The sequence below is a fragment of the Niveibacterium terrae genome, assembly GCF_048213115.1.
In the GTDB taxonomy this organism is placed as follows: Bacteria; Pseudomonadota; Gammaproteobacteria; order Burkholderiales; family Rhodocyclaceae; genus Niveibacterium; species Niveibacterium terrae.
Window position 1 is genome coordinate 3,248,853 of record NZ_CP172404.1, and the last position, 12,916, is coordinate 3,261,768.

Here is a 12,916-nt window from a genome sequence, read left to right on the forward strand (position 1 = left end):
CGCGAAAACCTTCCGCGCGCGCTAGCCCCGGAACATGAACGAGGTCAGCACGAAGTCGAGCCCGAGGATCGCCAGCGACGAACTGACCACGGTGCGCGTGATCGCGCGCGAGATCCCCTCGGCGGTCGGCACGCAGTCCCAGCCTTCGAACACCGAGATCAGCGCGACCGCGACGCCGAACACGCCGCTCTTGATCACGCCGTTGAGCACGTCGTAGCGAAAATCCACCGAACTCTGCATCTGCGACCAGAACGCGCCGTTATCGACGCCGATCAGCACGACGCCGATCAGCCAGCCGCCGAACACGCCCATCGCCGAGAACAGCGCCGCCAGCAGCGGCATCGAGATCACCCCGCCCCAGAAGCGCGGCGCGATGACCCGCGCCAGCGGATTGACCGCCATCATGTCCATCGCCTTGAGCTGCTCGGTCGTCTTCATCAGCCCGATCTCGGCAGTCACCGCGGTGCCGGCCCGACTCGCGAACAAGAGCGCCGCAACGACCGGCCCCAGCTCGCGCACCAGCGACAGCGACACCAGCACGCCCAGCGCCTCGCTCGAACCGTAGCGCTGCAGCGTCTCGTAGCCCTGCAGGCCCAGCACCAACCCGACGAAGAGGCCCGAGACGCCGATGATCAACAGCGAGAGCACGCCGCTCATGTAGATCTCGCGCATCGTCAGCGCCCGGAAGCGCCTCAGGCTCTGCCCCGAATAAACCAGCAGCATGCCGAGGAAACGGGTCGCGAAACCGACCCGCCAGACTCCGTCCACGGCCCAGGCGCCCAGCCGGGTCAGCGCGCCCGCGCCAAAATCGAAACGTCCGCTCATGCCCGCCCTCCCAGCAGCGCATCCCGGTAAGGAGGCGCGGGATAGTGAAACCGCACCGGGCCGTCGGCTTCCGAATGCACGAACTGATGCACATACGGATCGGTCGAGGCGCGGATCTCGTCCGGCGTGCCTTCGGCGACCACTTTGCCTTCCCCGATGAAGTAGACGTAATCGACGATCGCCAGCGATTCGAACACGTCGTGCGTGACCAGCACCGAGGCCGCACCCAGCGCGTCGTTGAGCCGGCGGATCAGCTGGCCGATCACGCCCAGCGAGATCGGATCCAGACCCGCGAACGGCTCGTCGTACATCATCAGCATCGGGTCCAGCGCGGTCGCCCGCGCCAGCGCGACACGCCGCGCCATGCCGCCCGAGAGTTCGGAGGGGCGCAGCGCCGCCGCCCCGCGCAAGCCCACCGCGTGCAGCTTCATCAGCACCAGATCGCGGATCAGCTCCTCGGGCAGGCCCGTGTGCTCGCGCAGCGGGAACGCGACGTTGTCGAAGACCGACAGGTCCGTGAACAGCGCGCCGAACTGGAACAACATGCCCATGCGCCGGCGCAACGCGTAGAGCGCGTCGTGCCCGAGCGACGCGACATCGCGGCCATCGACCGACACCGTGCCCGCCTGCGGCTTGAGCTGACCGCCCATCAGCGACAGCAGCGTCGTCTTGCCCGAACCGCTCCCGCCCATGATCGCGACGACCTTGCCGCGCGGAATCGTCAGATTCACGCCGCTCAGCACTTGCCGGCCCCCGTAGGAGAAGCTCACATCGCGGATTTCGACGATATTGGCGGACACAGGAAATTTGTCAGAGAGAAGGGGCGACGGATTTTATCAGAGCCTACCCTTGGGTTTTCTTAACGTACCAGCCGCACAACATCTGCTCACAAGAAACACCAACCCCGTTACAGCGCCGAAGAGATCCGTCCCCCGGAATCACGCTTGCGTCAGCCCCCCCGGGATCTAGGATTAATCCCATAGTCATAGCCACCGAGAGGCCGGCGATGAGAGCTCACGTTCAGACACTTCTTCTTGCGTTGCTCTGCGCTTGCGTCGCCCATCCGGTACAACCCGATACGCGCGCGCACCTGACCCCCTCTGCCGAAGCAAGCCATCCGGTCGCACCTCCGGTCGTGCAGCTCGCCCCGCCCACGCAGTCTCGTCCCCTCCCGCCCCCGAAAGCGGCGCGTTTCTCGATCGTCGCGCACGGCCTGGATGCCCGGGAGCTGCTCTTCGCGCTGGCGCGTGATGCGCAGATCAACCTCGACGTCCACCCGGCGATCGCCGGGACACTCACGCTCAATGCGCTCGACCAGACGCTGCCCCAGCTCCTCGAGCGGATCGCGCAGCAGATAGAGATGCGCTGGGAGATACGCGATGGCAGCTTGATCGTGATGCCCGACATTCCGGAACTCAAGCTCTACAAGGTCGATTACCTGAACATGAACCGCGACGCGAATGCGATCGTCGCCGTGTCCAGCGAGCTGGGAGGGCAAACCTCGCTCGCGCTGGCGAGCGGCGGAACAGGGCTTGCCGGCGGCAGCAACTCCAGCGCGCGGATCGAGGACAGTGCCCGCAACCGCTTCTGGGAGACCCTGATCCAGAACCTGCGCGAACTGCTGCGCGAAACCGATCGTAGCCCCGAGCCGCCTCAACCCAAAGCCGAAACCCCGGAATCGGCCCCCGCCAACAGCGTCGCGCTGGCGCTCGACAAATACCTGCTCGATCGCTGCCGCAAGCTCTTTCCGAAGGACGTCGAGGCGATGCAGCGCTGCTACGCGCAGACCAGCCAGGAAGCGCTGCTCGTCGAGCGCAGCGCCCGGCAGGACGCCGCCGCCAACGCGCCGAGCCGTTACCGGGAAGCCGCATCGGTGATCGCCAATCCGGAGACCGGCGTGATCTCGATCCGCGCGACGAGTCGTCAACACGAGAAAGTGGGCGACTTCCTCACCCGAGTCCAGGACAGCGCCCGCCGCCAGGTCCTGATCGAGGCGACGATCGCCGAAGTCGACCTGTCCGAAAACTATCAGCAGGGAATCGACTGGGCCAGGATCAGCCTGGCCGGCACCGGCTTCACGCTGGCCCAGAGCGCGCAGGGCAACATCGCTCCCCCCCCGTCCTCGCTGATCCAGATCGGCTACACGTCGAGCGGTGGCAGCTTCTCGGGCAGCATCAAACTGCTCGAATCCTTCGGCACCGTCAAAGTGCTGTCCAGCCCGAAGATCTCGGTGCTGAACAATCAGACCGCGGTGCTCAAGGTCGTCGACAACTCGGTCTATTTCACGATCCAGACCAATGTCCAGCGGGCGAACAGCGCCACCCAGAACGACCTGACGACGTATACGACAACCGTCCACACGGTGCCGATCGGCCTCGTGCTGAGCGTGACGCCGCAGATCGGCGAGGGTTCGGCCGTGATCCTGAACGTGCGCCCCAGCCTGTCGCGCATCGTCGGTCAGGCTGTCGATCCGAATCCGATGCTTCGCCCGCTGGGCATCACGAACACGATCCCGGTGGTCAGGGCGCGCGAAATCGAATCGGTGCTCAGGATTGAGAACGGCAACATCGCGATCATGGGCGGCTTGATGGAGGATGCGATCGATCTCTCCCGCGACACCGTTCCCTTGCTGTCCCGCCTGCCGCTGATCGGTCTGCTCTTCCAGAACCGCAACGACACCCGGCGCAAGAGCGAGCTGGTGATCCTGCTGAGGCCGACGATCGTCGGCCAGGTGGCGCCGCGCGGCACCCTTCCCGGAGCGGATTTCTTCCGCACTCCGGGTCCGCTCGATGCCGTGAATCCGTCCGGATCGAACTGAGCGATCGCGATCATGGCCGCCACCCTTGCACACGAGCGCCCTCAGCTCGGACAGGAGCTGATCGCCCAGGGGCTGATCAGCGAAGACCAGCTGAGGATTGCGCTGATCGAACAGGGGCGCAGCCAGCAGGCGCTCGGCAAGCTGCTGGTCGAGCTGGGCTTTGTCACCGAGGAGACGCTGCGCGAAGCGCTGTCCCGCACCCTGGGCAAGGCATCGGTCGATCTGGCGCGCGCGATCATCGATCCGCTCGCACTGAACCGGGTGCCCAAGGAGATCGCCCGACGCTACCGGCTTCTGCCCCTGTCCTTCGATGCCGAACGGAAGATCCTCAGCATCGCGCTTGCCGACCCCGACGACATCGTCGCCCAGGACAGACTGCAAAGCCTGCTCGGCGACGAGACGACGATAGAGACCGTGCTCGCCGGAGAGTCGGAGATTCTCCGCGCGATCGAACAGCACTACGGCCACGAGCTGTCGATAGACGGCATCCTGCGCGAGATCGAGACCGGCGAAGTCGATGTCAGCGATCTGGCCCGCTCCGGCGACGAGTACAGCCAGCCGGTCGTCCGCCTCGTCGATGCGCTGCTCGCCGACGCGGTCAAGCGCGAAGCGTCCGACATTCACTTCGAACCGGAAGCGAGCCATCTGCGCATCCGCTACCGGATCGACGGGCTTCTGCGCCAAATCCGCGCGCTGCACCGCTCCTGCTGGGCGGCGATGGCCGTCAGGCTCAAGGTGATGGCGAGCCTGAACATCGCCGAAACCCGGGCGCCCCAGGACGGAAGGATCTCGGTGGTCATCAACGGGCGAGCGATCGACTTCCGGGTTTCGGTCCACCCGACGCTGCACGGCGAAAACATCGTGCTGCGCGTCCTCGACCGCCACAAGGGTATCGTCCCTCTCGCCGGTCTGGGCTTGACCGGCGAGCAGCTCGAACTGCTCAAGCGGATGATCGCTCGCCCCGAGGGCCTGATCCTGACGACCGGGCCAACCGGCAGCGGCAAGACGACGACGCTGTACTCGATCCTGAACCATCTGAGCAACGAGAGCCTGAACATCATGACCCTGGAGGATCCGGTCGAATACCCGACCAGTCTGATCCGCCAGACCTCGATCTCGGAAGCGAGCAAGCTCGACTTCGCGGCAGGCGTGCGCGCGATGATGAGGCAGGATCCGGACGTGATCCTGGTCGGCGAGATCCGCGACACCGAAACCGCGGTCATGGCGTTCCGCGCCGCGATGACCGGCCACCAGGTCTACTCGACCTTGCACACGAACTCGGCGCTGGGCGTGATCCCCAGGCTGATCGATCTGGGCATGCAGCCAGACATCCTGGCCGGGAACCTGATCGGCATGCTGGGCCAGCGCCTCGTGCGCCGGCTCTGCCCCGACTGTCGCCGCCCGCGAGCCCCCGAGGCATCCGAACTGCGCCTGCTTGGCCTCCCCCGCGAGGAGGCGCCCGCAGCGATCTTCGATCCGGTCGGCTGCCCCCACTGCGCCTTCCAGGGCTTTCGCGGTCGCACGACGATCACTGAAATCGTCCGGATGGACAGGGATCTCGACGAGCGGGTGGCCCGTCATGCGACACCGAACGAGCTGCTCCGCGCTGCGCGGGACAAGGGCTTCCGGACGCTCGCCGAAGACGGCATCCGGCGGGTTCTCGACGGCACGACTTCGCTGGCGGAACTTGCCCGCGTCGTCGACCTGACCGACAGGATGGGCTGACCGTGACGAGCTTCCGCTATCGCGCCGTCACCCGCGGCGGGCAGAGAATCAGTGGCAGCCTGCAGGCGCGCAACCTGAGCGATCTGGAGCAAAGGCTCAGCCGGCTCGATCTCGTCTTCATCAATGGCGAGGAGAGCCGCCCCCATGCGCTGTGGGCGGGCTGGCGCATTCCCCGGCGCGAGCTGATCCACTTCGGCTTCCACCTCGAAGAGCTGACCCGGGCCGGAGTCCCCCTCCTCGAAGCGCTCCGCGACCTGCGCGACTCGACCCGTCACCCCCGCCTGCGCGAGACCATTGCGGCGCTCGTCGAAGGCATTGAAGGCGGGCAAACCCTGTCCCAGGCGATGAGCGAGCATCCGCTCGCGTTCAGCGAAGTGTCCTGCGCGCTGATCCGCGCGGCCGAACAGAGCGGTACCCTTCCCGATGCGCTCGCCCGCCTCACCGAAGCGCTCCGCCGCGAGGACGAACTCGCCGGCTTCATCCTCCGCCTCGCGATCTACCCGGCCATCGTGCTGACCGTGATCCTCGCCGCGGTCACGGTCGCGATGATCTGGGTTGTCCCCGAACTCTCCCGGCTCTTCCTGTCGACCGGACAGAGCCTGCCGCTCAATACGAAGATCCTGATCGGTCTGTCGAATGCGCTGATCCATCAGGGGCACTGGCTGCTGCTGGCCCTCGTCGCATCGCTCGCGGCGGCGAAGCTCGTCATCACAAAACTGCCGGGAGCCCGGCTCTGCTTCGACCGGGCCAAGCTCGTCTTGCCGGTTTTCGGACGCATCGCCCGCAACATCCTGCTCGCCCGCATCACTTCGCTGCTCGCGACGATGTACGCATCCGGGATCCCTGTCGTCACCGCACTCGCCTCGGCGCGGGAAGCGGCCGGGAACCGCGCAGTGCGGGGCGCGCTCGAGCGGGTCGAGGACAGGATCGCCCAGGGAAGCACGCTCAGCTCGGCCTTCTCCGAGCAGGGGCTCTTCCCCCCGCTGCTCGTGCGGATGCTCAGCATCGGCGAGAGCACCGGAGATCTCGACCGCGCGCTCGCCAATGTCAGCGCCTTCTACATGCGCGATGCGCGCGACGCGATCGCCCGGCTCCAGGTCATGATCGAACCCGCGCTGACCCTGACGCTGGGCGCGCTGCTGGGTTGGGTCATGATCTCGCTGCTCGGCCCGATCTACGACATCGTCACGCGGATGAACCTGCCATGAGCGTCCTCCTCTATCTCGAAGCGGAGAGCCTCCGCGCCTGGTTCTGGCGACGGGGCAGACTCTCTGCCGGCCCCCGTTTCCCGGCGAACGAGACGGGACAACACGACTTTTCGGCCTGGCTGGAAGGCCACCGCGACGAGCGCTTCACGCTGCTCGCCGATGTCGTCGACGAAGCCTTCCAGCTCGAAACCCTTCCGCGGGCGAGCCGCGCCGACCGGCGCGCGATGATCGCGCGCAAGCTCGAACAGTTCGCCGAAGGCACCCCCTTTTGCTGCGCGATCGGCCTGGGGCGCGAACGGCAAGGGGAGCGCGGCGAGCGCATCCTCCTCGCCGCGCTGTCCCGCAGCGCGCAGCTCGAGGACTGGCTGCGCACTCTCAGGGCCGCCGAGGCTTGCCTCGTCGCCCTGCTGACGAGCGCTCAGCTCGTCGCTGCGCTGCGGCCCCGCGCTCTGCGCGACGCGCCTCGCCTGTTGCTGGTCTGCCTGACCCCGGCCGGAATCCGTCAGACTTTTTTTGAGCAAGGGCGACTGCGCTTCTCCCGCCTCGCGACTCTGGCCAACGGCGAGGACTGGATTCCCCGCCTGCCCTACGAAGTGCGCAAGACCCAGCAATACCTCGCTGCCCAACACGCGCTGACGCGCCGGGAAGTCCTCCCGGTCGCGCTGCTCGCGACGCACAGCGATCTGCAAGCGCTGAATCTGGTCTGCGCCGACGACGAAACCCTGCACTACATCGGCGTGGATCTCGCCGAAGGCTTCCGGGCCGCGGGCCTGCCCGCCGCAACGGAAGCGAACGCGCTGCCGCTGCTGCTGCGCGAGGCGGCACGGAGCTCGCGCGGCCCCCAGTTCGCCCCCGAAACCGACAGGGCGGGCTTTCGCGAACATCAGCTCCGCCGGGCCGCCCTGGCCATCGGTTTCGCGGTGTTCGCCGGCGGCCTCGCTTTTACCGCGAATAACCTGAACGACACCGAGCGGCTCGCCGACGCGGCAGAAGCACAGGAGCCCGGCACAAGGGCGCTCGAGCAACGCCTCGCGGGCGAGCTCGCTTCGCTGGACCGCTCCCCGTTTCCGCCCGCAGCGCTGCAGGCCGCACTCTCCAGCCTGGCTCGGAACGAAGCGCGGACCGGGGAACTCGCGGCCAGCCTGCTGCGCGCGAGCCATGCGCTCGATCGTCACCGCGACATATCGCTGGAAAAGCTCAGCTGGACTCTGCTGCCGGGACGCGGCAGCGAGCTGCTCCTGAGCGCCGACCTCGACGCAGCGGCCAGCCGCGATGCGGGCAAGCTGACCGCCGTCGAGGATTTGATCGCAAGCCTGCGCGAGAGCGGCGCAAGCGAGGTCGACGTGCTGAAACCGGCTTCGTCCGTCGATTCGACGGCGGACCGATTCTCGCTGCGCGCCCGCTACCCGGGGGAGGCAAGATGAAACGAAGCCGCTTCCGGATGATCCGGGCTCTGAGCCTTGCCGCGCTGCTGGCCGCATCGGGCACGGCAGCCGCGCTGTGGTCCCAAGCCCGCAGGGATCAGGCGCAGAGCGCGCTGGATCAGGCCAGCGCTTCCCGCCAGAAGATCGACGCCCGTCTGCAGGCGGTCCAGGACGAGAAAACCGCTCTGCTCCGCGCGCAGTCACGCATCGCCGAACTGGGCCGACGCGCAGCCCTGGGCGCGGGGACGCGCCCCGAATGGGCGCAACAGCTCGCCCGGATCCAGCGCAAGCTGAACCTCGCCGAGTTCGCCGGTGAATTCGCGCCCCCCTCCCGCCAGAGCGCCCCGGCGCTCTGCGCGACCCCGCTGAAGATCAAAACCCGCCTGCGCCACGAAGGAGAGTTCCTGCGCCTGATCGCCGCCCTCCAGACCGGTGCGATCGTGCTGCCGCGCCGCTGCACGCTGCAGCGCCAGACCGGTCAGACACCCAATATCACGGCAGAGTGCGATCTGGACTGGCTCACGCTGGACCTGGCACCCGCCCCGCCGCAAAAAGGATCTGGCTCCCGATGAAAAAGCAAATCCTTCTCTGGCTGATGGTCTTGTCCGCGGCCGCCGCGGCCCGGGACGAAGCGGATCCGCCCCTGGGCCGGCTCTTCTACAGCGCCGAACAGCGCGCCCGCATCGATGCGGGTCCCGAAGGCCCCGCGCCGATGCCGCCCCGCGTGCGAAAGCTGGACGGCATCCTGCGCTCGAGCGACGGCGCGAGCACGATATGGCTGGACGGCGAGGCGCTCCGGGGCGCCCAAAAGGGGATATCGATAGGCACGGACAGGATCAGGATACGCACGGAGTCGGGGCGCAGCGTCGAAATCCGGGTCGGCACGACGGGGCGGCTCAGATGAAGAGCCGCGGCTTCGCGCTTCCCGGTCTTCTGATCGGCCTTCTGATCGCGATCACCGCGCTCGCGCTGTGGGCTTCGCGCAGCCCGGGATCCCTGCAGCACCGCACCAGCCAGAGAACAGAGATCGCGCTGAGACAAGCCCGCGAGGCGCTGATCCAGCATGCGGTCTGGGAAGACAGCTCGCCGGGCGCGCTGCTCTGCCCCGATCTCGACAACGACGGCGCCTCCGACTCCTGCGGCCCGCTCAGCCTGCTCGGCCGCTTTCCCTGGAAGACCGTCGGCATCGCACCGCCCCGCGATGGCGCCGGGGAATGCCTCTGGTATGCGCTCTCCCCCGGCGCGCGCAGCGCGCTGAAGGCCGACTCGCGCGGCGGCACCCAGCCCGCGCTGAACCCGGCCTTCGCTGGCGAGCTGAGCCTCGCCGAGGCGGGCATGGCCGCACAGCCGGTCATCGCGGTGCTGATCGCGCCGGGACGAGCGCTGGAAGGGCAGATGAGAACGGGCAGCGCAGATCCCTGTCGCGGAGGGGCCGCCGCCGACTTCATCGAAGCCCGGGTCGGGCTTCGCTCCTTCGTCTCGGAGCCTGAGCGCTCCAGCTTCAACGACAGGCTGCTCGCGATCACCGCAAATCGCCTCTTCGACTCCGTCGCGCCGCGCGTTCTGATCGAGTTCGCCGGAGCCGGAGAGGCTCCCGCGTCGGGCTTGCGCAAGCTCTTCGCGAACGGCCATCGGAGCGAGGAGTTCGGCCCCGGACCGGACGGGCACCCGATCATCGACTTCACTTCCGCGGCAACGCGCAACGCCTTCCCCTCCGCCCTTCCCTTCTCGACGCGGCGCGGCTGTACCCGCTTTGAGGTGGCAGGGAATTTCGCGATTGAATGGCTATGTTTCAACTCATGGACTTCCTACATCCTCTACCAGGCCGAAGGGGTAAACCGGGCGAAACTGAGCCTCGCCGGCTGGCAGCTCACAGCCACGCCGGACGAAGCGCCCCACCTGACTCGGGCTTCACGCTGATCGAGCTGGCCGTCTCGCTGGTGATCGTGGCCCTGCTCTCGGCCGGGCTGGTTCTGAGCCTGCGCACCCAGCTCGAACAGCGCCAGCTCGCCGAGACCCGCTATGCGCTCGAAGAAGCGCGCGAAGCCCTGCTCGGTTTCGCGGCCGTGAATGGCCGACTGCCCTGCCCGGCCAAAGGCGGCGGGCCGGGAGAAGGAGAGGAAGGCGAGCGGGACAGCGCGGGCTGCACCAAGGGCCGCGGCCTGCTCCCCTGGCAGAGCCTGGGTCTGCGCGCGCTCGACGGCTGGAATCACCGCCTCGCCTACCAGATGACGCCCGGCTTCGGCGTGCCAGGACTCGCGTCGGGCGCCCAGCGGGGGCTTGCCGCGGAAGGAAACGTGCAGATTCGCGATGGCGCAGGCCGTGCCCAGGCCAGCGCAGGCGCCGTCGCCGCGGCGATCTGGTCGCTGGGTGCGAACGCCCGCTTCGCGACCTCCCCCGACGGAGCTGCGCTTCGGGATGAAGGCGCGAGCGCGGACGAGGCCCGCAACTCGCCCTTGTCGGCGCCAGGCGTGTTGATCGCCAAGCCCGAAGTCGCCCGTCCCGGCGAAGAGTTCGATGACCAGATGATCTGGATTTCGCGCTATGTGCTGTTCGGCCGAATGATCAGTTCGGGCCGCCTTCCCTGAACGCGAACGCACGGCGGTAACCGAAAGGGAAAACACAGATGCGAAGCCCTGTTTCGGCCCGAAAATGCGCGCAATTTCCCGCAGAAAAGCGCATAAAAAGACGTGGTTCGAAAAACGACACGCGGTTAATCGTTTTCGCCAGAGGAAAGACTTGACCCTGCTCCATCGCCCGCGACACACTTGAACCGTGAAATCTCTCACGCACATCATCCGCCGCTTGCGCACCGCCGGAATAGAGCCGGGCGACAGCGAAGAACTGAAGCTGCAGAAAGCTCTGCTGGTGCAGGCGAGCGGCCTGGTCAGCATCGCCTCGATGGGCTGGTTGCTGATCTACTGGGCGCTCGGCCCCAGGCCTTCACCGACCCTGCCCTTCCTGCTTCAGGTTCTCGTCGCCGGCAATCTGCTGGTGTTCGCCGCGAGCGGAAACTTCGCGGCCTTCCGTTTCACCCAGCTCGCGATCTTCCTGTTCTTCCCCTTCATCACGCAGTGGGCCCTGGGCAACTTCGTCACGGCCTCGGGCCTGATCCTGTGGGGGCTTCTCGCTCCACTGGGCGCACTGCTGTGCGCGGGACCGCGCGAATCGGCTCCGTGGTTCGGTGCCTACCTGTTCCTGACCCTGCTTTCGGGCGCTTCCGATGTGCTGCTCGCTGACTTCGTCGCGGCACGCCCGGCAGTCGTGCCGCTCAAAGCCTCAATGGCTTTCTTCGCGCTGAACTTTGCTGCGCTGTCCTCTATCGTCTGGGTCCTGCTGCGCTTCTCGACAATAGAGAAGCAGAAGACCGCCGCCGCACTCGAGGAGGCGCACCGGCAGCTGAGGATTGAGCAGGACAGATCGGAACGGCTGTTGCTCAACGTCCTGCCCCAGTCGATCGCCGAGCGGCTCAAGGATTCCGATTGCACGATCGCCGACGGCTACGCTGAAGTCACAGTGATGTTCGCCGACATCGTCAGCTTCACCGAGTTGGCGGCTGACATGACTCCGAAACAGATCTTCGGCATGCTCAACCGCGTCTTCTCTCACTTCGATGAACTGGCCGAGCGCCACGGCCTCGAGAAGATCAAGACGATTGGCGACTCCTATATGGTCGCCGGAGGCCTGAATCCGAACGAGACCGACCCCTGCGGTGCGATCGCCCGCCTCGCCGTGGACATGCGCGACTGGCTGGCCGGAGAAGGCGCGCGCGGCCCGAACCCGATACGGGTCAGGATAGGCATTGGCACGGGACCGGTCATCGCGGGCGTCGTCGGCAAGAAGAAGTTCATCTACGACCTGTGGGGAGATACGGTCAACCTCGCGAGCCGGATCACCGCCGAAGGAGCGCCCGGGGCCATTCAGTGCGATGCCCGAACCCATTCCCGCCTGGCCTGTCGCTTCAATTTCGCCCCCCCTCACGTCGTTCCGCTCAAGGGCAAGGGAACGGTCGTCGTCTACCGGCTCAACGATCCCGCGCCGACGCCCGGGATCGAGACCGTCAGCCGCGACAGGGTGCCCGCTCCCGCCCGCGCACCAGCGCCTCCACCGCTGCGCTCACCGGCCTCCGTGACAGGCATCGCCTCCCGACTCTGAGCACGAAACAAGCTCAGGTGGACTGAGGAATTTGCCTCTGATCCCGTACCGGGTTCATGGCAGGATGAGCGCCTCCGTCGAACAGGCCTGGAGCGAGGACAAGATGAAAAGGCAAACCGGTTTCACCCTGGTTGAAATCGCTATTGTGCTGGTCATCATCGGCCTCTTGCTCGGAGGCATGCTCAAGGGGCAGGAGCTGATCGACAGCGCGAAAGTCAAGAACATCGCCCAGGACTACCGTGCGATCTCGATCGCCGTGCTCAGCTACCAGGACAAGTACCGCAGCCTGCCCGGAGACGATGCGGGCGCAGTAAACCGCTGGGGAGCATCCACCTGCCAGGGAAACGGCGACGGGGTCATCGAGGGCGGCAGTTCCGCAACGGCCGAAATCCTGTGCCTGTGGCAACACCTGCGTCTGGCCAATCTGCTGACCGGAGATTCGACCAGCCTCGCGAGCCCTAGGCATACCGACGGAGGCCCTTTCACGGTGTTGAGCCGGGCCAGCGATTCGGCGATCCCGGAAACTCCGGGAGGTCTGATCGTCTGCGCCGAGAACATCCGGGGGCGCCACGTCGCATCGCTGGACACGCTGATGGACGACGGGAATCCGCGCAGCGGCTCGATGCGCGCAAAACTGACCAGTCCCGGCAGCTCGACCGCATCGGGGATCGATGAGAACGGGCTCTACACGGTCTGCATGGGCTTCTGAGCAGGACGATTCTTCAGATTCACGGCGAGGCCTCGAGTCGAACGATCTGGTC

Annotated in this window: 12 protein-coding genes; 10 read left to right on the forward strand and 2 right to left on the reverse strand. The window is 66.7% G+C overall.

The genetic code is table 11. The features are described from left to right. Positions 1 to 21: 21 nt before the first annotated feature. Positions 22 to 825, reverse strand: coding sequence for a lipid asymmetry maintenance ABC transporter permease subunit MlaE (mlaE, locus tag ACHFB9_RS15080; RefSeq protein ID WP_417068232.1), 804 nt, complete (start codon positions 823 to 825; stop codon positions 22 to 24). Then, positions 822 to 1,625: an ABC transporter ATP-binding protein gene (locus tag ACHFB9_RS15085; protein WP_417068233.1), complete on the reverse strand. Its 804-nt coding sequence runs from the start codon at positions 1,623 to 1,625 to the stop codon at positions 822 to 824. Before ACHFB9_RS15085 ends, mlaE begins: the two co-directional genes overlap by 4 nt. 206 nt (positions 1,626 to 1,831) lie before the next feature. On the opposite strand from ACHFB9_RS15085, the gene mshL reads away from it, so the two are divergent. The 10 genes from mshL to ACHFB9_RS15135 all read left to right on the forward strand — a co-directional run bounded on the left by mshL (position 1,832) and on the right by ACHFB9_RS15135 (position 12,864). Beyond that, on the forward strand, positions 1,832 to 3,643 hold the full coding sequence (mshL, locus tag ACHFB9_RS15090; RefSeq protein ID WP_417068235.1) for a pilus (MSHA type) biogenesis protein MshL: 1,812 nt from the start codon (positions 1,832 to 1,834) through the stop codon (positions 3,641 to 3,643). Positions 3,644 to 3,655: 12 nt separating this feature from the next. After that, positions 3,656 to 5,368: a GspE/PulE family protein gene (locus tag ACHFB9_RS15095; protein WP_417068237.1), complete on the forward strand. Its 1,713-nt coding sequence runs from the start codon at positions 3,656 to 3,658 to the stop codon at positions 5,366 to 5,368. 2 nt (positions 5,369 to 5,370) lie between these two features. Further along, positions 5,371 to 6,576, forward strand: coding sequence for a type II secretion system F family protein (locus ACHFB9_RS15100; RefSeq protein WP_417068238.1), 1,206 nt, complete (start codon positions 5,371 to 5,373; stop codon positions 6,574 to 6,576). Then, on the forward strand, positions 6,573 to 8,000 hold the full coding sequence (locus ACHFB9_RS15105) for a hypothetical protein (protein ID WP_417068239.1): 1,428 nt from the start codon (positions 6,573 to 6,575) through the stop codon (positions 7,998 to 8,000). The genes ACHFB9_RS15100 and ACHFB9_RS15105 overlap by 4 nt, the downstream gene beginning before the upstream one ends. Next, complete coding sequence (locus tag ACHFB9_RS15110) at positions 7,997 to 8,572, forward strand: hypothetical protein (protein WP_417068241.1); 576 nt, start codon at positions 7,997 to 7,999, stop codon at positions 8,570 to 8,572. Before ACHFB9_RS15105 ends, ACHFB9_RS15110 begins: the two co-directional genes overlap by 4 nt. Further along, the gene (locus ACHFB9_RS15115; RefSeq protein WP_417068242.1) at positions 8,569 to 8,904 is read left to right on the forward strand and encodes a hypothetical protein; all 336 of its coding nucleotides are present in this window, start codon (positions 8,569 to 8,571) and stop codon (positions 8,902 to 8,904) included. Before ACHFB9_RS15110 ends, ACHFB9_RS15115 begins: the two co-directional genes overlap by 4 nt. Then, on the forward strand, positions 8,901 to 9,920 hold the full coding sequence (locus ACHFB9_RS15120) for a hypothetical protein (protein WP_417068243.1): 1,020 nt from the start codon (positions 8,901 to 8,903) through the stop codon (positions 9,918 to 9,920). Before ACHFB9_RS15115 ends, ACHFB9_RS15120 begins: the two co-directional genes overlap by 4 nt. A gap of 20 nt (positions 9,921 to 9,940) precedes the next feature. After that, on the forward strand, positions 9,941 to 10,588 hold the full coding sequence (locus ACHFB9_RS15125) for a hypothetical protein (protein ID WP_417071444.1): 648 nt from the start codon (positions 9,941 to 9,943) through the stop codon (positions 10,586 to 10,588). Between the two features lie 187 nt (positions 10,589 to 10,775). Beyond that, positions 10,776 to 12,155, forward strand: coding sequence for an adenylate/guanylate cyclase domain-containing protein (locus ACHFB9_RS15130; protein WP_417068244.1), 1,380 nt, complete (start codon positions 10,776 to 10,778; stop codon positions 12,153 to 12,155). A 64-nt stretch (positions 12,156 to 12,219) separates the two neighbouring features. Then, positions 12,220 to 12,864 carry a type II secretion system protein gene (locus ACHFB9_RS15135; RefSeq protein WP_417068245.1) on the forward strand — a complete coding sequence of 215 codons (645 nt, stop codon included), beginning with the start codon at positions 12,220 to 12,222 and terminating at the stop codon, positions 12,862 to 12,864. Positions 12,865 to 12,916 lie beyond the last annotated feature (52 nt).

What these genes read in the sequence shown, in the direction of transcription:
- ACHFB9_RS15135 (WP_417068245.1), top strand. Translation starts at nt 12,220, where the DNA reads ATGAGCGCCTCCGTCGAACAGGCCTGGAGCGAGGACAAGATGAAAAGG.
- ACHFB9_RS15120 (WP_417068243.1), top strand. Translation starts at nt 8,901, where the DNA reads ATGAAGAGCCGCGGCTTCGCGCTTCCCGGTCTTCTGATCGGCCTTCTG.
- ACHFB9_RS15115 (WP_417068242.1), top strand. Translation starts at nt 8,569, where the DNA reads ATGAAAAAGCAAATCCTTCTCTGGCTGATGGTCTTGTCCGCGGCCGCC.
- mshL (WP_417068235.1), top strand. Translation starts at nt 1,832, where the DNA reads ATGAGAGCTCACGTTCAGACACTTCTTCTTGCGTTGCTCTGCGCTTGC.
- ACHFB9_RS15110 (WP_417068241.1), top strand. Translation starts at nt 7,997, where the DNA reads ATGAAACGAAGCCGCTTCCGGATGATCCGGGCTCTGAGCCTTGCCGCG.
- ACHFB9_RS15095 (WP_417068237.1), top strand. Translation starts at nt 3,656, where the DNA reads ATGGCCGCCACCCTTGCACACGAGCGCCCTCAGCTCGGACAGGAGCTG.
- mlaE (WP_417068232.1), bottom strand. Translation starts at nt 825, where the DNA reads ATGAGCGGACGTTTCGATTTTGGCGCGGGCGCGCTGACCCGGCTGGGC.
- ACHFB9_RS15105 (WP_417068239.1), top strand. Translation starts at nt 6,573, where the DNA reads ATGAGCGTCCTCCTCTATCTCGAAGCGGAGAGCCTCCGCGCCTGGTTC.